The 22,985-nt window shown below is 30.8% G+C and carries 21 protein-coding genes; 12 read left to right on the forward strand and 9 right to left on the reverse strand.

Features of this window, described 5'->3' with window-relative positions:
* Positions 1-28: 28 nt before the first annotated feature.
* The 12 genes from BT107_RS14945 to BT107_RS15000 all read left to right on the forward strand — a co-directional run bounded on the left by BT107_RS14945 (position 29) and on the right by BT107_RS15000 (position 15,176).
* Entirely contained in the window at positions 29-1,309 is a 1,281-nt protein-coding gene (locus BT107_RS14945) for an alginate export family protein (protein ID WP_072304641.1), read from the forward strand.
* A gap of 131 nt (positions 1,310-1,440) precedes the next feature.
* Positions 1,441-2,112 (forward strand): response regulator transcription factor, encoded by a 672-nt coding sequence (locus BT107_RS14950; protein ID WP_072304642.1) that lies wholly within the window; start codon positions 1,441-1,443, stop codon positions 2,110-2,112.
* Between the two features lie 181 nt (positions 2,113-2,293).
* Positions 2,294-5,824 carry a nitrate reductase gene (locus BT107_RS14955; protein WP_072304643.1) on the forward strand — a complete coding sequence of 1,177 codons (3,531 nt, stop codon included), beginning with the start codon at positions 2,294-2,296 and terminating at the stop codon, positions 5,822-5,824.
* A gap of 10 nt (positions 5,825-5,834) precedes the next feature.
* Positions 5,835-7,271 (forward strand): rubredoxin, encoded by a 1,437-nt coding sequence (locus BT107_RS14960; RefSeq protein ID WP_072304644.1) that lies wholly within the window; start codon positions 5,835-5,837, stop codon positions 7,269-7,271.
* A 114-nt stretch (positions 7,272-7,385) separates the two neighbouring features.
* Positions 7,386-7,787, forward strand: a complete 402-nt coding sequence (locus BT107_RS14965; protein WP_072304645.1) for a DUF2452 domain-containing protein — start codon at positions 7,386-7,388, stop codon at positions 7,785-7,787.
* A 66-nt stretch (positions 7,788-7,853) separates the two neighbouring features.
* Complete coding sequence (locus BT107_RS14970; protein WP_244543134.1) at positions 7,854-9,194, forward strand: cryptochrome/deoxyribodipyrimidine photo-lyase family protein; 1,341 nt, start codon at positions 7,854-7,856, stop codon at positions 9,192-9,194.
* A gap of 148 nt (positions 9,195-9,342) precedes the next feature.
* Positions 9,343-10,113 carry a M90 family metallopeptidase gene (locus BT107_RS14975; protein ID WP_072304646.1) on the forward strand — a complete coding sequence of 257 codons (771 nt, stop codon included), beginning with the start codon at positions 9,343-9,345 and terminating at the stop codon, positions 10,111-10,113.
* A gap of 71 nt (positions 10,114-10,184) precedes the next feature.
* Positions 10,185-11,669 (forward strand): cryptochrome/photolyase family protein, encoded by a 1,485-nt coding sequence (locus BT107_RS14980; protein WP_072304647.1) that lies wholly within the window; start codon positions 10,185-10,187, stop codon positions 11,667-11,669.
* Positions 11,670-11,681: 12 nt separating this feature from the next.
* Positions 11,682-12,257, forward strand: coding sequence for a Crp/Fnr family transcriptional regulator (locus BT107_RS14985; protein ID WP_072304648.1), 576 nt, complete (start codon positions 11,682-11,684; stop codon positions 12,255-12,257).
* An 81-nt stretch (positions 12,258-12,338) separates the two neighbouring features.
* Entirely contained in the window at positions 12,339-12,884 is a 546-nt protein-coding gene (locus BT107_RS14990) for a GlcG/HbpS family heme-binding protein (RefSeq protein WP_084639247.1), read from the forward strand.
* 5 nt (positions 12,885-12,889) lie between these two features.
* Complete coding sequence (locus tag BT107_RS14995; RefSeq protein ID WP_072304649.1) at positions 12,890-14,416, forward strand: Dabb family protein; 1,527 nt, start codon at positions 12,890-12,892, stop codon at positions 14,414-14,416.
* Between the two features lie 46 nt (positions 14,417-14,462).
* A complete protein-coding gene (locus BT107_RS15000) occupies positions 14,463-15,176 on the forward strand; it encodes an SDR family oxidoreductase (RefSeq protein WP_072304650.1) in 714 nt (237 codons plus the stop codon).
* 103 nt (positions 15,177-15,279) lie between these two features.
* On the opposite strand, the gene BT107_RS15005 is transcribed toward BT107_RS15000, so the two are convergent.
* From BT107_RS15005 to BT107_RS15045, 9 genes are all read right to left on the reverse strand, one after another.
* Positions 15,280-16,008, reverse strand: a complete 729-nt coding sequence (locus tag BT107_RS15005) for a hypothetical protein (RefSeq protein ID WP_072304651.1) — start codon at positions 16,006-16,008, stop codon at positions 15,280-15,282.
* 89 nt (positions 16,009-16,097) lie between these two features.
* Positions 16,098-16,889: a hypothetical protein gene (locus BT107_RS15010; RefSeq protein WP_072304652.1), complete on the reverse strand. Its 792-nt coding sequence runs from the start codon at positions 16,887-16,889 to the stop codon at positions 16,098-16,100.
* Between the two features lie 23 nt (positions 16,890-16,912).
* Entirely contained in the window at positions 16,913-17,152 is a 240-nt protein-coding gene (locus BT107_RS15015) for a hypothetical protein (protein ID WP_072304653.1), read from the reverse strand.
* 92 nt (positions 17,153-17,244) lie between these two features.
* Positions 17,245-18,735, reverse strand: coding sequence for a hypothetical protein (locus BT107_RS15020; RefSeq protein WP_072304654.1), 1,491 nt, complete (start codon positions 18,733-18,735; stop codon positions 17,245-17,247).
* 1 nt (position 18,736) lies between these two features.
* Positions 18,737-19,252 carry a hypothetical protein gene (locus BT107_RS15025; RefSeq protein ID WP_072304655.1) on the reverse strand — a complete coding sequence of 172 codons (516 nt, stop codon included), beginning with the start codon at positions 19,250-19,252 and terminating at the stop codon, positions 18,737-18,739.
* A 52-nt stretch (positions 19,253-19,304) separates the two neighbouring features.
* Positions 19,305-20,369 (reverse strand): hypothetical protein, encoded by a 1,065-nt coding sequence (locus BT107_RS15030; protein ID WP_139254332.1) that lies wholly within the window; start codon positions 20,367-20,369, stop codon positions 19,305-19,307.
* Between the two features lie 56 nt (positions 20,370-20,425).
* Positions 20,426-21,676: an outer membrane protein assembly factor BamB family protein gene (locus BT107_RS15035; protein ID WP_084639248.1), complete on the reverse strand. Its 1,251-nt coding sequence runs from the start codon at positions 21,674-21,676 to the stop codon at positions 20,426-20,428.
* A gap of 54 nt (positions 21,677-21,730) precedes the next feature.
* Positions 21,731-22,252, reverse strand: a complete 522-nt coding sequence (locus tag BT107_RS15040) for a hypothetical protein (RefSeq protein WP_072304657.1) — start codon at positions 22,250-22,252, stop codon at positions 21,731-21,733.
* Between the two features lie 242 nt (positions 22,253-22,494).
* Positions 22,495-22,956, reverse strand: a complete 462-nt coding sequence (locus BT107_RS15045) for a lipocalin-like domain-containing protein (protein WP_072304658.1) — start codon at positions 22,954-22,956, stop codon at positions 22,495-22,497.
* Positions 22,957-22,985: the final 29 nt, after the last annotated feature.

The raw sequence follows: 22,985 nt of genomic DNA on the forward strand, positions 1-22,985 counted from the left end.
ATAATAATCAATCAAAAAGTAAGTAAAAATGAAAAAGTTACATTTTTTTATAGGATTCGTGTGTCTAATTTCTAACTATACTATTGCTCAGTTTACAATAGATGGCGAGTTTAGGCCAAGAACAGAGTACCGCCATGGCTACGGAAACTTAATTCCTGAAGATACAGATGCTGGTTTTGGAATATCTACAAGGGCGCGTGTAAATTTTGGGTACGCAGATGAATCATACAAAGTATATTTAAGTTTACAAGATGTAATGACTTGGGGAGAAAATAGGCAATTATTACCAGCAGATGCTAACAATTCTTTTGCAGTTTTTGAGGTATGGGGAGAGCTAACTTTAGGAGAAGGTTTTTTAGCAAAAATTGGTAGACAAACATTAGATTATGATGATCAAAGAATATTAGGTTCTGTAGGTTGGGCACAACAAGCACGGAACCATGATGCTGCATTATTAAAATATAAAAAAGATAATTTTTTATTAGATGTAGGTTTGGCATTTAATCAAGATAAAGCAGATTTATCTGGTTTTTCGTCTGTAGGTACAGCATATAGTACAACAGGATTCTTTTCTTACAAAACAATGCAATATGTTTATTTAAAGCAAAGTTGGGAAGCTTTTTCGGGGAGTTTGTTGGTGTTAAATAATGGTTTTCAGGAATATGAAAATGATGCTATAACACCAGATGGCACTAGTAGTTTGTTGACGTTTGGAACTCATTTATCATATAAAAAGGGAAAATTAGAATTGGAGAGTAATCTCTTTTTACAAACAGGACAAAGACAAGGAGAGGTAGATGTAAAGGGTGCTTACTTAGCAAGTTTAGATGCAAGCTTTAAAACGTCTAATAAAGTAACATTGGGTGCTGGAGTAGAAATTATTAGTGGTAATGATGGTGATGCAGGAGAAACAGGAGCTTTCTTTCCATTGTACGGAACTAACCATAAGTTTAATGGGTTTATGGACTATTTTTATGTAGGGAATCATGCAAACTCAATAGGTTTATTAGATATGCATATTAGTGCAAAATTTCAATTGAATGAAACTTCTAGTTTTATGGTTAAGGCTTTAAATTTTAGAGGAGAACAAGAGCTAGTTAGTGGAAAAAAGTCTCTAGGAACAGAAATAGATCTTGTATTTGCAAAGAAATTTAAAGGATACGGACTAGCTATTGGGTACTCTCAAATGTTTGCCAATGATGGTATGTATGAGTTAAAAGGTATTACAGAAGATGCAGCTGCAGGAAGTCAAAACTGGGCTTGGGCTATGTTAACCATTAAGCCAAAGTTTTTAAATACAAGTAAGTAGTCATCAATTAAATAACTGTTACTAAGCCGCCGCAATTAGATTGTGGCGGTTTTTTTAGAGGTGTTTCTAAGTATGCTATTACGTATGCAACTACGTATTTTTAAATTATATTTGTAAAAATAATTAGATTAATGAGTAGCACTATAAGTATTGTATTGGCAGATGATCATTCTTTAGTTAGAGACGGTATACGTTCTTTGCTTGAAGAAGAAAAAGATTTAGTTGTAGTAGCAGAAGCATCTAATGGCCAAGAAGCCATAGATATTGTAGAAGAGAAAAAACCAGATCTTTTAATTATAGATATTAGAATGCCTGTAATGAATGGAATTGAAGCAGTAGAGATCTTAAATACAAAAGGGACAGCTACTAAAACCATTATTTTATCTATGCACGATTCTGAAGAATACATTCTTAAATCTGTAAAGGCTGGTGCAAATGGGTATTTATTAAAAGATACGGGTAAGGTAGAGTTTATAAAAGCTATACGAACTGTGCAACAAGGAGGTACATATTTTAGCGGAGATATTTCTAATGTATTGGTAAATAGTTTGCTTAGTGGTAATAAGTCTATTTCAGAAACAGTAAGCACAACTAAAAGTAATAACAATCCTTTTGACTTAACAAGTAAGGAACTTCAGGTATTAGAACTTGTATTAACAGGTTTAACCAACAAGCAAATTTCAGAAAAACTAGAAAATAGTAAGCGTACTGTAGAAACGCATAGGTTTAACTTAATGCGTAAAATGGAAGTGAAAAACCTTATAGATTTATCTAAAAAAGCACAACAGTATAATTTAGTTTAAAACTTATAGACATGCTTTGCTTCTTTTAACAATGTTTTAAACCCCTTTTTTTAAAGGGGTTTATTTGTAAATACAATAAAATGAAGACCCAATTATTGTGAAATCATCACTACGTATTAATACGTAATTTAGTATCTTTCCATAGTATAAAAATGATGTTAATACATCTAGATTTAGAACTATGCAAAACAATACAAAACACAAAACTATTTGCTCTTATTGCGGAGTAGGTTGCGGAATAATAGTAGAGAAAGATGCTAAAGGTGTTTTAACAGTAGAGGGTGATGAAGATTACCCAGTAAACAAAGGTATGCTCTGTTCTAAAGGTAAAAATTTAAACTATGTAGCCCAAGATACTACAGATCGAATTTTATACCCTGAAATGCGCTGGAGTAAAAACCATCCATTACAAAGAGTTTCTTGGGATGATGCCTTTAAAAGAGCAGCCGCTGTTTTTAAAAGTATTATAGATAAGCACGGTCCGGATAGTGTTGGTTTTTATGTGTCTGGCCAGTGTTTAACAGAAGAATATTACTTGGCTAATAAATTAATAAAAGGATTTATAGGAAGCAATAATATAGATACCAACTCGCGCTTGTGTATGAGTTCTGCTGTTGTTGGGTATAAAAAAGCATTAGGGGAAGATTCAGTCCCTATTGCGTATGCAGATATAGAATTGGCAGATTGTTTTTTAATTGCAGGAGCAAACCCAGCTTGGTGTCACCCAATATTATTTAGGAGATTAGAAAAGCATAAAGAACAAAATCCTAATGTAAAAATAATAGTAGTAGACCCTAGAAAAACACAAACTTGTGCGTCTGCAGATTTGCATTTACAAATTTTACCAGGTACAGATGTAATTCTCTTTAACGCTATCGCGCGCATACTTATAGAGAAAAAGAAAATAGATAAAAACTTTATTAAAAAATACACAGTTAATTTTGAAGATTGCAAGACAAGTGCTTTTCAATTAACAATAAATGCTGCTGCAAAGAAATGCGGAATAAAAGCAGAGGATATTAAAAAAGCAGCACTTTATATAGGCAATGCAAAAGGCTTTATTAGTATGTGGACAATGGGCCTTAACCAAAGTGTAATTGGTGTTTCTAAAAATGTATCATTACTAAACATATCATTACTGACAGGGCATATAGGCAAGCCAGGCTCTGGGCCATTTTCTTTAACAGGGCAACCAAATGCTATGGGTGGGCGCGAGGTTGGTGGAATGGCTAATTTATTAGCAGTGCACAAAGATTTAAATAATCCAGAGCATAGAAAAGAGGTGTCAGATTTTTGGGGAGGTAAAGAAATACAAGCCAAACCAGGTTATACGGCCACAGAAATGTTTAATGCCTTAGATGAGGGGAAGCTAAAAGCCGTTTGGGTTATTTGTACAAATCCGGCAGTAAGTATGCCTAATGTTAACAAGGTAGAACGTGCTTTAAAAAAAGCAAGCTTTGTGGTTGTTCAAGATATCTCTCATAATTCTGAAACAACAGAATTTGCAGATTTACTTTTACCTGCTGCTGGTTGGTTAGAAAAGGAAGGTACTATGACTAATTCTGAAAGGCGAATTAGTTACCTGCCAAAGGTTATAGATGCGCCAGGTGAGGCATTACCAGATGCAGAAATATTATGGCGTTTTGCACAAGAGATGGGGTATTCTGGCTTCAATTATAATAATGCAAGTGAGGTTTATGACGAGTATTGTTTGTTAACCAAAGACACTAGCATAGATATTTCTGGTTTATCGTATAATAGACTAAAGAACGAAGGAAGCTTTCAATGGCCTGTACCACATAATAATCACCCAGGAACACCACGACTGTTTAGTGACTTTGTCTTTAATACTACAGATACCAAAGCACATTTTAATGCACCTGCGGAAATTTACAATCAATCTGAAGAAATAAATGTTGACTACCCTTTAATTCTGAATACAGGTAGGGTTAGAGATCAATGGCATACAAGAACTAAAACAGGAAAGGTAAAACGTTTATTAACCCATATACCTGCTCCATATTTAGAAATGAATAAGATAGATGCCTTTTTAAGAAAACTAAAAGAAGGTGATATAGCAGTAATTAAAAGTAGGCGTGGAGAGGTACAGGTTAAAGTAACCATTAATTATGATATTCGTGAGCAGGTAGTTTTTTTACCAATGCACTGGGGTAAAATATTAAATAACGATTTTGGAAGGGCAAATAATCTTACTAACGATATTGTAGATCCTGTATCTAAAGAACCCGATTTTAAATATTGTGCCGTACAGGTTCAAAAGTATGTAAAGCCAAAACAGAAAGTCGTAGTTATTGGTGCAGGTGCAGCTGCATATAGATTTATACAATCTTATAGAGAAAAAAATAGAATAGATGAACTACACGTGTTCTCTAAAGAAGAAGATCCTTTTTATAATAGAGTTTTATTACCAGAATATGTTAGTGATGAGTTGTCTTGGGAGGCATTAGAAAAACTTAAAAAGGGTGAGTTAAAGAAGTTAAATGTTAGTCTGCATGCCGGAATAGGAATTTCTAAGGTAGATGATGAAAATAAGCAAGTCATAGACAGTAATGGTGTGTCTCATAGTTTTGATCTGCTAATTATGGCAACAGGTAGTAGGGCTTTTGTACCTAGTGATGTACAAATAAATCTTCCTGGGAGATTTACAATGAGAGAACGTGGAGATGCAGATAAATTAAAAAAATATCTAGGAGAAACAGGTTTGCCAAATGAGGAGCAACACGTTGTTATAGTTGGTGGCGGACTTTTAGGTTTAGAGCTAGCTGCTGCTTTAAAAAAGATAAATGTAAACATTAGTATTATACAACGAGCACCAAGGTTAATGGAACGTCAGTTAGATAGTGTAGCTAGTAGATTATTAGCGCAAGATGTTTTAGAAAGAGGAATTAATTTATATTTTGATAATGAAGTGAGTACCGTTTTTGAAGAAAAAACAAGTAGTCATACCATTTTGGTGAATTTAAAAACGGGCAAAACTATTAAGTGTAATGCCATAGTTTATGCCATTGGTACAAGACCAAATATAGAATTAGCAAAACAAACAAAACTAAAAACTAGACGAGGTGTCGTTGTAAACTCATATTTGCAAACTAGTAACCCATCTATTTTTGCTTTGGGCGAAATAGCAGAATTTAGAAACTCACTTTTTGGAATTACATCTGCAGCAGAACAACAAGCAGATATTGCTGCTAATTATATCTTAGGAGACTTTAGCAGTATTTACAATGGTTCTGTTTTAATGAATATTTTAAAGTTTGAAAACTTAGATCTGTGTAGCATTGGTATGGTAAATTCTCCAGCAGATGATACTAGTTATGAGGAAATTATTTTAATGGATGTAAGCAAACGTTTTTATAAAAAATGCATTGTTAAAGATGATACATTAAAGGGAGCTATTTTAATGGGTGATAAAAATGAGTTTGCAGAATTTAAGCGTTTAATTGAAGAGGAAATAGAGCTATCTGAAAAGCGAAATGAGTTGCTAAGAGGAGCATCTAATTCGGCTCCGCTAAAAGGCAAGTTAATCTGTTCTTGTAGTCAGGTAGGTGAGGGTAATGTTATAGAAGCGGTACAAAGTGGTTGTACAGATTTTATTAAGTTATGTTCGCAAACAGGCGCTGGTTTGGGATGTGGCAGCTGTAAACCAGAAATAAAAGAAATACTAAATAGCCAACTTCAACTAGCAAATTAATAGTCTACTTATGAATGATGATTTACATAGAATTTTATTAAAAGGAGGAGTAACATCTCCTGGAGAATTAAAAGACATAATTACAATGCTAGAAACGGCAGGCCTAAAAGAAGTTTTTTTTGGATCTAGGCAAGATTTGTTGTTTCCGTTAGAGAATGCTAAAGAAGAGCAGTTAGAGCGTATATCTGAGTATAATACAGATATTGTAGGTACTCGTTCATATCAAAATATAGTTTCTTCATATGTATGCGCAGATATTTTTGATATGACTTTTTGGCTAAAAGGATCTACCTTTTTATACATTTTAGAACGTTTTAATTATCTGCCTAAATTAAAAATAAACATCACAGACCCTAAACAACGTTTAGTACCTATTTTTAGCGGAAATTTAAATTTTATAGCATCAGAAAATGAAGATTATTGGTACTTAAATGTAAAATTGCCACACTGGGAAAAAGGAGATTATTACCCTGTGTTAATTTATAGTTGGGATATAGATATAGTATCTAAAGCTATTGAAGATATTTATGAAGATGTAGAAAACGTAGAAGAATTATTCTTTTTTTTAAGTAAAAAATTAGATGCTAATAATAAAACCATAGAAAAAGATTTAGAGGTGCCATACCTAACTTTTCCTTATTATGAGGGGATGAATCGGATGGGGTTAGATCAATATTGGCTTGGTTTGTATTGGAGAAATAATAAGTACGATTTAAAATTTTTAAAAGAATTTTGCGGCTTTTGTTTAGATAACGGAATAGGTAAAATATGCATTACTCCTTGGAAATCTTTTATTGTAAAAGGGATAAAAAAGCAAAGCAGACCCGGCTTAGAGCGTTTTTTGGGTCAAAGAGGAATAAATATAAGACACTCTCAGTTAGAGATGAATTGGCATTTGCCAGTAGATGATTTAGAGGCTTTAGAATTAAAAAACTTTTTAGTTTTAAGTTTAAATCAGAATGATATTAGTACGTATGGTTTAACTTTTGGATTAAGTAATGAGTCAGGAAAAAGAACCCATTTTGCTTCTGTAATTATAGAGAAAAATACAATCCCAACTATTGCAAAAGACTTTGTAATAAGACCAACTTATAATGTGCTACATTTTAAAAATTTTGATCCCAATACACATATATACAAAGCATATGCACTAGACGTAGATAAAATAGAATTGCCAGGTTTACTAATGGAGCTTAGCAAAAAGTATTTTAAACAATTAGGGCGTGCAGAGGTTGTAATTAAAGAAGATAGTAATAACACAGAGCGGTTAGCAAAAGTAGTACACCAATGTATATCTTGCTTTACAGTTTATGACAAAGAATACGGAGATGCTACAGCTAATATTAAAAAAAATACAGCTTTTAAGGACTTACCTATAGATTACAAGTGTGCGGTTTGTGATGCTCCAAAATCTAATTACAAGAGCGTAGAATTAACAATTTTATAAGAACGCTAGTTCACTTTTAGGTATATTAATTATGATACAATGCTTATCTTTATAAGGTAAAAGAGTAATTATTTAGAATTATTTTTTTAAATATTGATAAACAGGTTATTGTAAATGAAGGAAGATAAAAAACCAGATAGTGTAGTTTTTAATACAGAAACACAAAAGTATGATGCGGCTTTAAAACCGTATGCTACATCTGTTGGTGCGCCAGTAATTACTACTACAGATAATATTGCTTGGAAAAACAGAAGCATAAATAAAGTAAACCATAAATTAGAGGCAAGGTATTCTGAACTAAAAGCAGAGTATGATAGTATGATACAGCAGTTTGAGTATAACAAACTTATATTTGAAGCTAAGTTTACTTTTGAGCCAATAATTGGTCAAACATATCACTTGTACAAAAGAGAGAATAATGAAACCTTCTTGTCTATTATAAAACCAGACGAATGTAACTTTAATTTTATGGGGAGTTTTTACTTAAATGTAGAACAAATTTGGGAGAAAGTATAATAAGAAAATTATACAGAAAAGAAAATCAAATTCCATTTTAAAAGCATTTAATAAGAGCTTAATTATTTGAAAAAAGATCTCATAAATATTGTTTGGCTAAAAAGAGATATACGCTCTCAGGATCACGAGCCATTGCTTAAAGCAGAGCAAGCAGGTGTTCCGTATTATATTATATATGTATTAGAGCCTAGTTTAATTACATACCCAGATACAAGCCTACGCCACTTACAATTTATTTATTATTCTATAGAAGCCTTAAATAGTGTTTTAGAGTCTTATAATAGAAAGGTTGTTGTTTTTTATGCAGAAGTTCTTAATGTTTTTAATTATTTAAATGAGTTGTTCAAGATTAAAAATATATTTAGCTATCAAGAAAGCGGAACATTAAGTACTTGGAAACGAGATAAAGAAGTAACGCTGTTTTGTAAACAACAAAATATTATTTGGCAAGAATCTCAAAGAGATGGTATTTTAAGAGGTATAAAAAATAGACAAGATTGGAACACCCAATGGCATAAAACAATGCATTTGCCAGTTATTAAAAACAACTATTCGTTTTCTAAAAATATAGAATTAGAGCACTCTTTTAAATTACCTGAAGAGTTGGTTAAAAAATTAAAAGAATACCCAAGACAATACCAACCAGCTGGCGAATTTAATGCTTGGCGGTATTTAAAATCTTTTGCATCAAAAAGGGGTTTTAACTATCAAAGACACATATCTAAACCTGCAGAGAGTAGAGTTTCTTGTAGTAGATTGTCTCCTTATTTGGCTTGGGGAAATATAAGTATAAAACAAGCTTTTCAGTTTGTTGGCACTCACCCTAATGGAACAAAAAATAGCAGAGCATTTTCAGCAATGCTTACAAGGTTGCATTGGCATTGTCATTTTATTCAAAAATTCGAAGTAGAATGCTCTTATGAAACCCAATGTATAAATAAAGGTTACGAACTTTTAGATCACCCTAAAAACGATTCTTTTATTAAAGCTTGGAAAACAGGAACTACAGGCTATCCGCTAATAGACGCCTGTATGCGAGCAGTAGAAGAAACAGGGTGGATTAATTTTAGAATGCGAGCTATGGTTGTTTCGTTTTTAACGTTAAACTTAGACCAGGATTGGCGAGAAGGTACGTATCATTTAGCGAGACAATTTTTAGATTATGAACCAGGTATACATTACCCCCAATTTCAAATGCAGGCTGGTACTACAGGTGTTAATACGGTACGCCTATACAATCCTGTAAAAAACTCTATGGAACACGATCCAGAAGGTGTTTTTATTAAAAAATGGGTTCCAGAATTAGCTAATGTTCCTGTAAGTTATATACATGAACCTTGGAAAATGACACAGATGGAGCAGACTTTTGTGGAGTTGTTATTGGTGAGCATTATCCGTTGCCAATAGTAGATTTACAAGAAAGTGCTAAAGTAGCAAGAGATAAAATTTGGAGTCACAAAAATCATCCTGCAGTACAACAAGAAAAAAATAGAATACTGGCTACACACGTAAATAAAAGAAAGTAGAATACTTTTACAAAAAAATAAGAATAGATATGATATACGGTATTGGATTTTTACTGTTAATAGGGTTTGTTATTTATGGTTTTATTTCTACAAGAAAGAAAGATGTTGAGGTTTTCCCTGCCAATTGGCATAATCTATTAATTAAACATGTTCATTTTTATAAAAATTTACCTGTTGCAGAGCAAAAACGTTTTCAGAGTCGTATGATGTTGTTTTTAAGTGAAGTTCACTTAGACAGCGTAGGTTTTGAGTTAGATGATCTTGATAAAATATTAATTGCATCTAGCGCTGTTATTCCAGTCTTTAATTTTCCTGAATGGTACTACAAAAGTTTAAGTACGGTACTAGTGTATCCAGATCATTTTAATGAAGATTTAGGTTTTGCTCAAACCGATGAAAACAGGCAAATTGCAGGTATGGTTGGTAACGGACAATTTAAGAATCAAATGCTTTTGTCTAGAAAGGCACTTCATAGTGGTTTTAAGAAAAAATTGCATATACACAATACCGGTATTCATGAGTTTGTACATTTAATAGATAAACAAGATGGTATAATAGACGGTGTACCAGAAAGGTTAATACAAGAGCCTTATGTTATTCCTTGGTTAAAAACCATACATAAAAAAATGGAGGACATAAATAATAATACATCTGATATTAGAAATTATGGAGGGACTAATGAAGCTGAATTTTTAGCAGTAGCTTCAGAATACTTTTTTGAAAGACCTAAATTAATGAAGAAAAAACATCCAGATTTATACCAAATGCTTAAAGTTTGTTTTCGTGTAAAAGATGAATAGCACTAGGATAGTAGATAAAAGTATTGAGAATATTTCACAAGATTTTACAGAAAGAGTTTTAAAAGAAATAAATGAAAAGTATAAGTATAATTTTTCCTCATCAATTATTTAAAGAGTCTCCTCTTTTTAAAACAGAAGGTCCTATTTATCTGGTAGAAGAGTTCTTGTTTTTTAAACAGTATCCTTTTCATAAACAAAAAATAGCTTTTCATAGGGCTACAATGAAATGGTATTTAGATTTTTTAAGAGATGAAAAAAGTTATAATGTAACCTATGTAAATGCAACAGAAGTTATTGCTGATGTTAGAGAATTAATCCCTGCATTAAAAGAAGAAGGCATTAGTTATATAAACTATATAGACCCTACGGATAATTGGTTAAAAAAACGAATTGAAGAAAGTGCTGAAAAAGCAGGAATAAAAACTACAGTGCATACGTCACCTTTATTTTTAAATTCTGAAAAAGATTTAGCATCATTTTTTGCCACAGACAAAAAAAAATACCACCAAACTACTTTTTACAAAGAACAGCGTAAAAAATTAGATATCCTTATTGATGAAAACGGAGACCCAGAAGGTGGTAAATGGACATATGATGCAGAGAATCGCAAAAAATATCCTGCTAAAAAAACACCACCATCTATTCAGTTTCCAGATGTAGATGTTTATTACAAAGAGGCAAAGAAATATGTAGAAATGCATTTTTCGAATCATTTAGGAGTAATAACAGAGCTGTCTCTTTATCCTACTAATTTTAAAGCAACAGAAGATTGGTTGCAGCAATTTTTAGATCAGCGTTTTATGGAGTTTGGAGTGTATGAAGATGCTATTGTGGCAGAGAACTCTATACTAAACCATAGTGTTTTAACACCAATGCTAAATGTTGGGTTAATAACACCAAAAGAGATTCTAAATACTACTTTAAAATATGCAGAAGAAAATAAAGTGCCTATTAACTCTATAGAGGGTTTTGTACGCCAAATTATTGGTTGGCGAGAGTTTATTAGAGGTATGTATATTGCTAAAGGAACAGAGGAACGTACAACCAATTTTTGGAAGTTTAAACGTAAAATACCAGCTTCTTTTTATGATGGCTCTACGGGTATACCACCAATAGACCAAACTATAAAAAAAGTATTACAAACAGGTTATTGTCACCATATAGAACGCTTAATGGTACTAAGTAATTTTATGCTGTTGTGCGAGTTTGATCCGGATGAGGTATACCAATGGTTTATGGAACTGTTTATAGACTCTTATGACTGGGTTATGGTGCCCAATGTGTATGGTATGAGTCAGTTTGCAGATGGCGGTTTAATGGCAACCAAACCCTATATAAGCGGCAGCAATTATTTAATGAAAATGAGCAACTATAAAAAAGGGGAGTGGCAAGACGTTTGGGACGGGCTCTTCTGGAGATTTATGCACACCCAAAGAGATTTTTTCTTGTCTAACCCTAGGTTGGGTATGTTAGTGCGTATGTATGATAAAATGCCTGAAGAGAAGCAAAAAAATCACTTTAAAAATGCAGAGAAGTATTTAGCTACATTAGACTAACTTATTTTAACCATGCCATACCAATTATTAAAGAAAAACTTAAACGGTAATTTAAACCTTTCTAGCAAAGAGCTAGAGAAAATAAGCTCTTATTTTACATCTAAAGAGATAAAGAAAAAAGAATTTTTATTAACTCAAGGTAGCATATGTAAGTTTGAGGGCTTTGTAGTGCAAGGCTGTTTTAGAGTGTTTTCAATAGATAAGAATGGTAATGATAATACCCTCTATTTTGCAGCAAAAGATTGGTGGTTAATGGATATAGATAGTTTTATGAACCAAACACCATCAGAATTAAGTATTGAGGCATTAGAAGATAGTAAGGTGTTATTAATTGGTAGAGAAGATAAACAAGAACTGTGTAACTCGTTACCAATTGTAGAGAAGCTTTTTAAAATTATGTTTCAAAAAGCAATTGTATCGTGGCAAAGAAGATTAATACGCAACCACTCTTTAACAGCTAAAGAAAGGTATTTGTATTTTATAAAAACATATCCAGACATATCATTAAAACTTACAGATAAACAAATAGCAGGTTACTTAGGTATTAGGCACGAATTTTTAAGTAAAATTAAAAAGACAGAGAAATAATTTTTTTTAGAGTTGAACTTGTTCAACTTTTTTTTCATTTTCATTATGGAGATTTACATTCATTAAAAAATGTAATAATCAATGAAAAGAAAATTATTTGATTTTAAAAGTCATACAAGCATATCTAAATCAGTAGAAAAAAAGAAGACCTTAAAATATATTCAGTTTTTATTGTTGTTCCTAATATTTGCTTCTACTATAACTAAGGCCCAAACCATAACAGATATTACAGATAAATATGCTTTAAGTGCTGTTTTAGCAGCAAAAGAAAAAGCAGAAAGTATGGATGTTTTAGTAAATATTGCTGTGGTAGATGCAGGAGCAAATTTAAAAGCTTTTATACGTATGGATAATTCTTTTTTAGGCAGTATAGATGTGGCTATAAAAAAAGCTAAGACTTCTCGTTATTTTAATATTGACACTGGCGACTTAGGAAAACTTACGCAACCAGGAGGTATTATTTATAATATAGAACTCTCTAATAATGGGTTGGTTTCCTTTCCTGGTGGTGTTCCTATTACAAATAAAGAAGGAGAAATAATAGGTGCCATTGGTGTTAGTGGTGGTACAATAGAAGAGGATCATAAAATAGCTTCATTTGGAGCAAAATCTATATTAAAAAACTAAATAAAATGAATTGGATTAAAAGTGTATTTTTTATTGTTATTACTTGTAATTGCCTATTTGGTTATGCTCAGCCAACAAAAGATACCCAGACATTATTAGAGCAAACAGATTTTAAAACTACTAAGTACAATACGGTAACGGCTACAACGTATAAGAAAAATGGGGTTAGTTATGTGTTTTCTGGAGGAGATGGTGCATTTATAAATGTTTTTAAATTAAATGCTAGTGGAGAATTATTGCCAGTTGGTGCTTATGAATTGCAGAACAAAAAAGGCCCAGCAAGAGGTATAGTTGCTAGTAATATTAAAGGAAAAGATTATTTATTTATTGGTAATAAAGGAGCTAATACTGTAGAAGTATATAGTATTACTAATAGCGGAAGTCTTGAGTTTGTATTTACTGTAGCAGACACGTCAGAAACTTATTTAGGGTCTGTTATTACATTAAAAGTTATTCATATAAAAAACAATTCATATCTTTTTGTTGGAGGGTTAGAGAGTACACCAGGTTTAAGCTGTTTTAAAATACATAAAAACGGAAAACTTAGTCATATACAATCTCTTGTAGATAATGACCTTATACATACAGACGGTATAATTGGTATGTATTCGCATAAAATTAATGGTAAAACATTCCTTTTTACAGGTGGTTTTCAAGATAATGGTATTAGTAGTTTTGAGGTTTTTAATAATGGTAATTTTAAAAATATAAATAACATTGCAGATAATACTACCAATCGTTATCTAACAGGTGCATACCCTGTAAACGGAGTTACTTTAGGAGATAACCACTATGTAGTAGTTGGTCATAGACATCATAAATATTATAAGAGAGGTAATTTTATTAAAAAGAAAGATTTTATATTTCACGGTGATGGCGTAAGTGTATTTAAAGTTAATGCTGCAGGAGAACTTATTCCTCATTCGGTTTTGGTAAATGATGCTACTACAAAACTAGCAGGACAAACACGTATTGAAATATTAAAAATTGATGATTCTGAAGCATTAGTTGCAGTAGGTACTCGTGATGATAACAGCATACAACTATGTAAATTAAACGCAAATGGCGTATTAACACCTTCTGGTGTATTAGATACTAATTACCCTATTTATTACGGGTTAGCATCAATAAAAATTAATGAGAATTTCTTTTTTCTATCGGGTTCTGTAGATCCAAAAGTAAAAAAGATGTTTGCTTATAAAGTCAATTTTAAGCCAAAAAATGGCAAAAAACTTAGACATGTTGTAAATTTAAAATATAAAGATGCTGCTACACCAAAAGAGGTAAATAGGGCAGTAGAGAATTTTGTAGCGTTAAAAAATAAAATTCCTGAGATTATAGATTTTGAATGGGGAATTAACAATAGTAAAGAAGGAAAAAGTAAAGGGTTTACCCATAGCTTTATGCTTACTTTTAAAGATGAAAAAGCACTAGAGGTGTATTTAGTTCACAAAGAACATTTAGCACTTATAAAAAATATAGGTTCACTAATAGATGATGTTTTTGTAATGGATTACTATACAAAAGAGTAAAAGAGAATTTATTACTAATTTTAGAGGTAAATAAAAATAATAAAAGATGAAAAAAACAGCATACATAACAGGCGGGTCTAAAGGAATAGGACTAGGAATAGCAGAGGCATTGCTAAAAGATGGAGTTAATGTTGCTATTACTGCAAGAACGCAGAACGATTTAAATGAGGCAGAGAAACATTTAAAAACAATAGGTGATGCAGAGGTTTTAGTCATTAAATCTGATGTAAGAAACCTAGCAGATGAAGAAAATGCCATACAACAAGTTGTAGATAAATGGGGACAATTAGATTATTGTATAGCTAACGCAGGCGTAGGAAAATTTTCTTCTATAGATGAAATGAGTGAAGAGGATTGGAATGCCGTTATAGATATAAATGTAACAGGTGTTTTTAATACCGTAAAGTCTGCAATACCAGCTCTTAAAAAGTCTAAAGGTTACATTTTTACTATAGCCAGTTTAGCAGGTACTAATTATTTTGAAAAAGGAGCAGCTTATAACGCTAGTAAATTTGCGATAGTAGGTTTTTCACAAGCCATTATGTTAGATCTAAGATCGTATGATATTAAAGTAACTACTATTATGCCAGGATCTGTAGCTACATACTTTAACGGACATACACCAACAGCTGCTGATGCTTGGAAAATACAACCAGAAGATATAGGCCAAATGGTAGTAGATTTGGTACATATGAACCCTAGAACTTTACCAAGTAAAGTAGAGGTGAGGCCAGCTGTACCGCCATCTGCACGAAAATAAAAATATAAGTTTTTAAAACACGTAATTTTTGGAATTTATACAAGGCTTTATATATTATATATGAGGCCTTTTTTGATGAAATTATACTTAAAAATAATTAAGGTTATAGCTCTTCGTCATCATCCCATTTGCTCACCCATTTGTTGTGACCAATTTTTTCCATTTTAGGAATTCCTTTTTTAGCTATCATTATAAAATAACCCCAGGTCCCTAATGCAAGTCCTATAACAAAAAAAACTAGTATGGCAGTAACAAATCTGGGTACAGGGTTTCCAAAGAAAATACCATATATAAGCATTAGGTTAAAGCCAATTAGTATTACAGGGACAATTATTTTAAAGGTAAGTTCTTTAAATCTTTTCATTCTGTATCCTAGTGTGTATTTTAGAACACCTATAAAAATAAAAACAAGGAGGGAACAAAAAAGAAGCTTCCCAATTATTATTCCAATTAATTCGGTTGGAAATTTAAGTTCCTCATCGTTTTTAACATCATAATAAACCGTATAGGTATCCCCTATTTTTATTCTAGATTTTTGAAAATCTAATTCTTTTTCAATAATGTTACCCGTATTTGTTTTAAACTGTACTAAGGGTTTGTATACAACGTAGAAATTACCATAAGAGTCGTTTTCTGTTTCAGATGTATAACTAATAACTGTTGCTGTATATTTTTCATTTAAAATTGTGATTTGATGCATTTCTTTAACAGAGCTATACACAAGCATTAATGAAAACAATAAACAGATATTTAATGCAAACATTATAACAATGGTTGTAAAGAACGATAAGAAGCCTGGTTTATTGGCTCTTTTTACAAAATAAAAAGCCATAAATAAAGAAAAGACTAGTGCTATTATTGTTACAAATATGGTACATGTTATTCTAAGTGACTTTATCAGAAGTATGCTATAGTTATACGTTAGTTTTTTCTTGTTTGTTTTGTGTTTCTTGATTTTTTATCCAGTTTATTAGGATTTTTCAGTTCAGAGGTACTATTTATATAGCCCCAGATTAGCATTGCTCCACCAAAAACAACTAAAATTATTATGTTATTAGGAAGGCCATCTGGATTCCTTGAAACAGAAATACCTATAAGAGCTATTATCATAAAAAAAAGTATTATTAACGGTACACCAAATTTAAAAAATAGGTAGGAGAGGCTGTCTCTAGAGTAATAGCCTTTCATTGGGTATCCTAGCGCATATTTAAAAATACCTATAAATAGAAAAGTTAGTAATGTACAAGCAAATATATTTATAGGTATTATTAAATATATATTAGGGCTAAAAGCAATTACGGTATTCTTTTTTTCATTGTAATATAGAATGTATGTGTCTCCTAACTTTGTTTTAGAGACCATAAAATTTAATTTTTTGGTAAGTTCATTACCAGTATTAGTAGTAAATAAAACAATAGGTGTGTATTTTACGAAAGTCTTTTTTTTAGGGTCATCATCATCTATGAGTATGGAATCATACTCTATTACGGTTCCTATATATTTTTCTGATGTTGTAGTGGCAACATAAACATTAGAAGCAATTCTAGATAAATTAGTCCAAGCATAAAAAGTAAGTACATTTAAGCAGAGAATAATAAAAAATGTAACAATAAACGCAAAGCAGCCAGTTGTTTTAATTCTCTTTAAAGCGTAAAAAACAATTAAAAATGTTAAAGCTAAAACAAGCAATATTATAATTAGGTTGTTATTCATTTGTAAAAACAGTATTGATTTAATTATTTGTCTGGCATTAATGCAAGTCTAAGCATCACTGTTGTTACAGCAAATATGCCAAATGTAACTCTAATAACGTCTACAATAAAGCTAGCTATAGCTTTTCCGTATCCATTGCCAAAACCTGAAGGATCTCTGTGTACATAAGTACTAGGCGTAGGCGATGAAGGAAAAAAAGAAATAATAAAGGGTATAGCTATTAATATAGTTAAGACTAAAAACACCTGGTAGGCTTTTTTCATTTTTTGAAAATTTAAATTAAGGGTAATATTGTTGCTGGGTCTTTTAATATGAAACGGTATTTTGTACGTGTCTAATGCAAGTTGTAATAATTTTATTTGTTATTTTCTTCTATTAGCTTATTAAAAAAAGCATCTTTTATTTTAATTTTTAGATATTCTATTTTCTCTTCTTGCTTGTTATAAAAAGCATTACTATGTATAGGAGAAATTGCTTGTAGTATTATTGTATTGTTATTAACCCATCTAATTTTAGGGTGATAGTCTATAACCCAATGAGGAAATTGAAAAGAATAAAGAGGTTCTATTTTTCCGTTTTTAATTTTATTAAATTGAATAAAGGAGGTGTTATCATAACCATTAGGCATTGCAGATATAATAATGTTGCTATTGGGAGATATATATGGCTGTCCGTCTAAAGTAATTATTTCTTTTCCTGTGGTTTTACTAATAAGTTTATTTACTATATAATCAGGGTCGTTAAATTCTATTATATAAGCATCTAAAAAAGGAATTTCTCCATTGTATTTATTCCTCATGGTATATTCGCCAAAACTGTCTTCTAATACAATTTTATAAGGTTCATTCTTAATAGGAAGCGTTAATGTGTTTTCTTCTTTTTTTATGTTTTGGTTGTAGGTAATATGCTCTTTTTGTTCTTTATATGTATCAAACTCTAACTTATTACTAACCGTAATATCTAGCAAAGAATCTATTTTTGTTTTTTTATCAGTTCGGTTATAGTCTATAATTTCAGTTAATAGGCTTTCTTTAATTTTGATGTTATTTTCTTTGATGTAGTCTGATTTTGGAGTAAAAACATATCCAAAATCTGTTTGGTAATTGGTACTATATTGCTTAATAGAGTCATAGCTTCTAATTTGAAAACTATTTTTATATACATACCAATCCTTATACAATGTAGGTTCATAAACAAATCTAGATTCATACAGAGCAAGTGTTTTTGTTGGTCTGTTGTTTAGTCTATCATATTGATATTCTGGAAAAACAGAATCTTTATGCGGATACCAGTAGAACCTGCTTCCGCTTACATTGTTTACTATATATTTCTCTCCTAGAGAATCTTTAACTTCCAGGGTCTTTATCAATTCTTTTTTATAATATTTTTTAGTGATTTTTATATCTTCTTTTCTAAGATATAAGTTTCCTTTAGGAGCTGTGTAAATTACACAAGTAGAATCTTTGTAATTATAATCTACATAGTGCAAAGATTGATTTTTTCTTACAACCCAATCTTCATACCCTTTATAAACATATCCGCCATAACTACGCTCTTTGTTTGGGTAATTAATGTAAACAGATTCTTTATTTGGATAAGTATATTGTGGGGTTTTAAGTGAATCTTTAGGTTTAAACTCAAAATAATCTAACTGCATATGATTAGGAAAGTCTAATTTAGGTTTAGAAAGAGTTACATAACTAGCTTTAAAACCATTGTAGTAAAGTGTATCCTTAGTTGTTTTTTTCTTGTCTTTTGTAGAGGTGTCTGGTTTAGTAGTGTCTGGTGCCAGTTTACAAGCAATTACAGAAAGAAAAATTAGAGTAATAAGTAATTTTTGTTTCATATTAATTCTTCAATTTATTATTGAATAATGAGGCTAATTTTTCTCTTTCCTTTTTATTCTTCAATATGTTTTGTAACCACATTTGGGGTTGATCTGTTGCACTTGTAATTTTTTTACCATCGTATTCTTTAAAGTGTGCAAAGTTGTACCAGTTTATATCGTAAATATGCTGAAGAGCGTAAACAGCCATTTCACCATTTGTGGCATTAGAAAACGGACAAGTGTGCACAGCTGTTCTGGTTGTGTCTGCTAGTTTAGAAAGTAAAAAAGATGTTACTTCTGTTTTATCTCTTTTAGAGAATGTCTTCCATTCTTTTTCGCTAAACACCATAGTAGGTATTTCTCTTTTAAAGTCTTTTATATACTGCGCACCACCCAAACAACCTCCTTTTTCTAGAACCATAACATTCCAAAGTTCTTCTATAGATTTTGTTTGCTGTATTGCAGGTTGTGTAATTTGTTCTGCTTTAGCAATAATTGGTTTTAACTCTAATTTAGGTTTGTTTTCACAGGACAAAAGGCTTAGAGTCAGAAATAGTAAAACTATAAATTGTTTTATGTTTAGGATATCAATCAAAATAATATTCTTTAAAAGTCTTAATGTCTAACCAGCCTTTCTTTTCATTCTTTGTAATTTTATAAAAAGATGTTGTTTTTTCATCAAACACAGAAAAACTAGTGCTCATATGCTTTGGGTACAGACCTATTTTGTTGTCCTTGTACAAGTATATAAGGCCTGTATTGGTGTTTTGCTGAATTTGGTTGTAAACTATAGGCAATACTTCTTTAAAGGCTATGGTTCCTTTTTTATTAAAAAAGTATGCATACTCTAATAGTTCAGGAACATAAATAGTATCTCTGGTTACTGTGTCAATAGTATAAATTTCTCTTTTTTTAGTTTTTTGCTTTTTAGGGTAAATAACATCTTCAAGGTTATATGTATACATACCATCTTTGCCATTTTTAGTTGCTTTTATAAGCAACGGATGAGGGTTATAATCGTTGTTAATACTTTTGGTTAGGTAGGTTTTATCATTTAAAAAACTTAATTCCTCTATGTTGTCAGGAAGTCCTTTTAACTCTAATGTTAACTGCCTGGTTGTAGCTCCAAAATCTCCTTTTTCTATGTTAAGACTGTATTTTTTTGTTTTGCTATCTTGTTTAAGCCTGTATGTTTCAGAATAAACAGTTCCGCATTTAAAAAGTTCTATGTATGGGAAATTATCAATTTTAGAAATGCTATTGTCGTAATATTGTGCTCCTTTTTTAGTTAAAACTTCTAAACCATCTCTTACAAAATAAGCTTGTTGTGTGTTATGTAATTTTATTTTTTTTAATGTGCTGCACCTGTAAATTGTTATAGAATCACCAATTACGGTTTTAATAAAGTGTGCATTTTTTATAATAGTATCGTACTCCTTTTGCAGAACATTTCTGTTTTTAGGGTCTGTTAATTTATACTTGCTACCATCTTTAATAATATTGTAATAGTATTGAGCATCGGAATATTGATAATTACCTTGGTTAGCTTTATATGATAATGAATTTTGAGAATAAACTTCACCTGTAAACATAAAGCTGATCAACAATAATAGCATTAACCTAAATAATAATATTTTGTTTATTTTACTCATGAGCGATTATTTTAAATGGTAGAGAATTACATTTACAATATTATTTACGCAACTAATTAGTTTGCCTTTACTATTTCAAAATATAGGTTAAAAGCGTCATTTATTTCATATTCTAACTTAATATCTCTGTAAACATATTTTCCAGATTTTAAATTGTAAGTCACAAAATAACTTTTGGTTAAAAATGTTAAGTTTCCTTCTGAAATAAAAATGTTAGATAGTATTTTTTCTTTAGGCTGATTAATTTTTAACTGCTTACCATCACTAGAGTTTAGAATAAAAAATGCGTTAGTATCTGCTTTTGTAAAACCAAAAATATAGTTGTTGTATTTACTAAAGTACCTTACTTCTTCTTCATTATTTAAACTAGTTTTCCATATTAATTCTCCATTGTTGCTGTTTAAAGCTATCACATTTGAAATTTTACTTTCTGTATCAGCAGCAAAATAATAAGTATCACCATCTAGTATCGTATTATTATCCAGGCTAGCATAGTTGTATTCTGTTTCGTATTCCCATGCTATAGACGCCATATCATCAATATTTAGTGCGTATACTTTATTAGATTCACTAGCAACATAGGCTTTTTTATCATCAATTTGCATTAAAGAATACATAGGAGTATTGCCAAAACCTCTTTGCCAAATAGGCTGGCCTGTTTGCGATTTAAAAGAGTACACATAAGGAGCGTTAGGTATTACTAAATTTTCTTTGTTTAGAACAGGAGTGTAGTTGTTGTAAGGAAACTGTAATTTGTAATTCCATACTTTGTCACCAGTATATTTATTAAAAGCATAGAGTTGTTTGTTGTTAGAAGCTAAAAAAATTAGGTTTCCCTGTATTGGTAGATGCTGACCATTTATATCATATCTTCTTTCAACCTCATTATGCATACCTATTTCTGTTTTCCAGTACAAGCTACCATCATTTACATTAGCAGCAATAATTTCTTTTTGTGTACTTGTAGCATATAAAATGGCATTTTCTATATTAAACTGATTATTCATTTTATTATTAGAACTATCTGTAAATTGAATATTCCATTTTTGATTTAGACTTTCTAAATCGTAAGATGTTAATTGTCCGTCATTTTTTAAAACAATAATAAGGTCTTTCTCTACTTTTTCATCGCCTAAAATATCTTTGTGGTAGGTTGTATTTAGAATTTCTTTAATAGAAGTTGCTATTTGGTCATTGCTATACTGGTTGGTCTCGGTATCGTCACTACCAAGACTCATTGTTTGTCCAAATGTAAAAACACTAATTAGTGCCGTAAAAATTGTTGTTAGTAAAACTTTTTTTTTCATTTATATAGATTTTAATTCGTGTTCTTTATTTTTTAGTATTAAAATTTTCTTGTGTTAAGAAAAATCGGGACTATATACTTCGTGTTTTAAGTTGAAGTTTTCTTCTAAATAAGTAATAGTTTTTTTTGATATATCGTCGTTAGTTAACGTAATCAACATTTCTTTTTTTGTGTGTTTATCATTTAATAAGGTAATATCAAAAGCATTAAATTCTGAAGCTAAGTCCGGCTTTGCAGCAGAGAACCAAGCCATTTTTTGAGACCTTTTAAATCTTAGTATTGTTACTTTAGGCTTAGCTGTTAAGCTAATTTTCTTTTTTTTAATTAGTTTGTTTTTAAAATAAAGACATCTGTACAATTGGTTATCTTTTTTTAATAGCCCTCTTTTAGTAAATGCAAAACAAATAAGCACAGTGTACATTAGTATAAAGAATAGTAATACCATATAGCCTATGTAGTTTAAATCTATACCTAGTAAAGAGACTATAATAAGTATAAATGGCGCACCTAATACTAGCACCATATGTATTTTTTGATGTGTTGTATATCTGCTTTGTAAAATAATAGAGTTAGCCATTGCTGTTGTTTTCTTTAGGTTTTATAAAATATTAGGCTAGTAAAACACCTAATTAAGTTTATTTACTACTAAAAAAAGCATTTTATAGATACGGTGTTGTAGCAAGTTTTTTTTCGTTAAGCATTAATCTATATTCGTTTGGTTTATTATAAAATAAAAAAGCTTACTATCTCTATATGTTTAGGGATAGTAAGCTTTTAAATTATGCACTATGGCTACACAATGTTTTGTGTAATGTAGATTTATTTTACGTATTGTAGTTCAAACTCATCGTTTTGTTCATCACCATCTATATCAGTAGATACAGTTTTAATTTTTAAAGAGCTACTAGTTAATTCTAATATTTCAAATATATAAGTGTCATTTTGAATTATACTTCCAGTTTGAGTGTAATTTAAAGTTAATTTAGAATTACTAATGCTCCAAGTTCCTTTAGATGGTTCTGCTTCAACACATTCTCCTTGTATTGGATCTAATTCTACAGAGAAAAAAGATTTATCTGTTTTAAATTCAGTAGTTTCTATTGCATGGCAGTCATCACTAAACGGAAGTATATCTCCATTTAAAAATTGTTTGTCAATTTCCCAAAGACCTATAATTTGTATTGCATTATCTATTTCTGGCTTAGAGTCATCATCGCTATTACAGCTAGTTATAAATAGACTAATAGATAACGTAATAAATAAGTAAAATGTTTTTTTCATAAGTAAGTTTAAAATGTTGACTTCAAACT

It is taken from the genome of Cellulophaga fucicola (assembly GCF_900119145.1).
Taxonomy (GTDB): domain Bacteria; phylum Bacteroidota; class Bacteroidia; order Flavobacteriales; family Flavobacteriaceae; genus Cellulophaga; species Cellulophaga fucicola.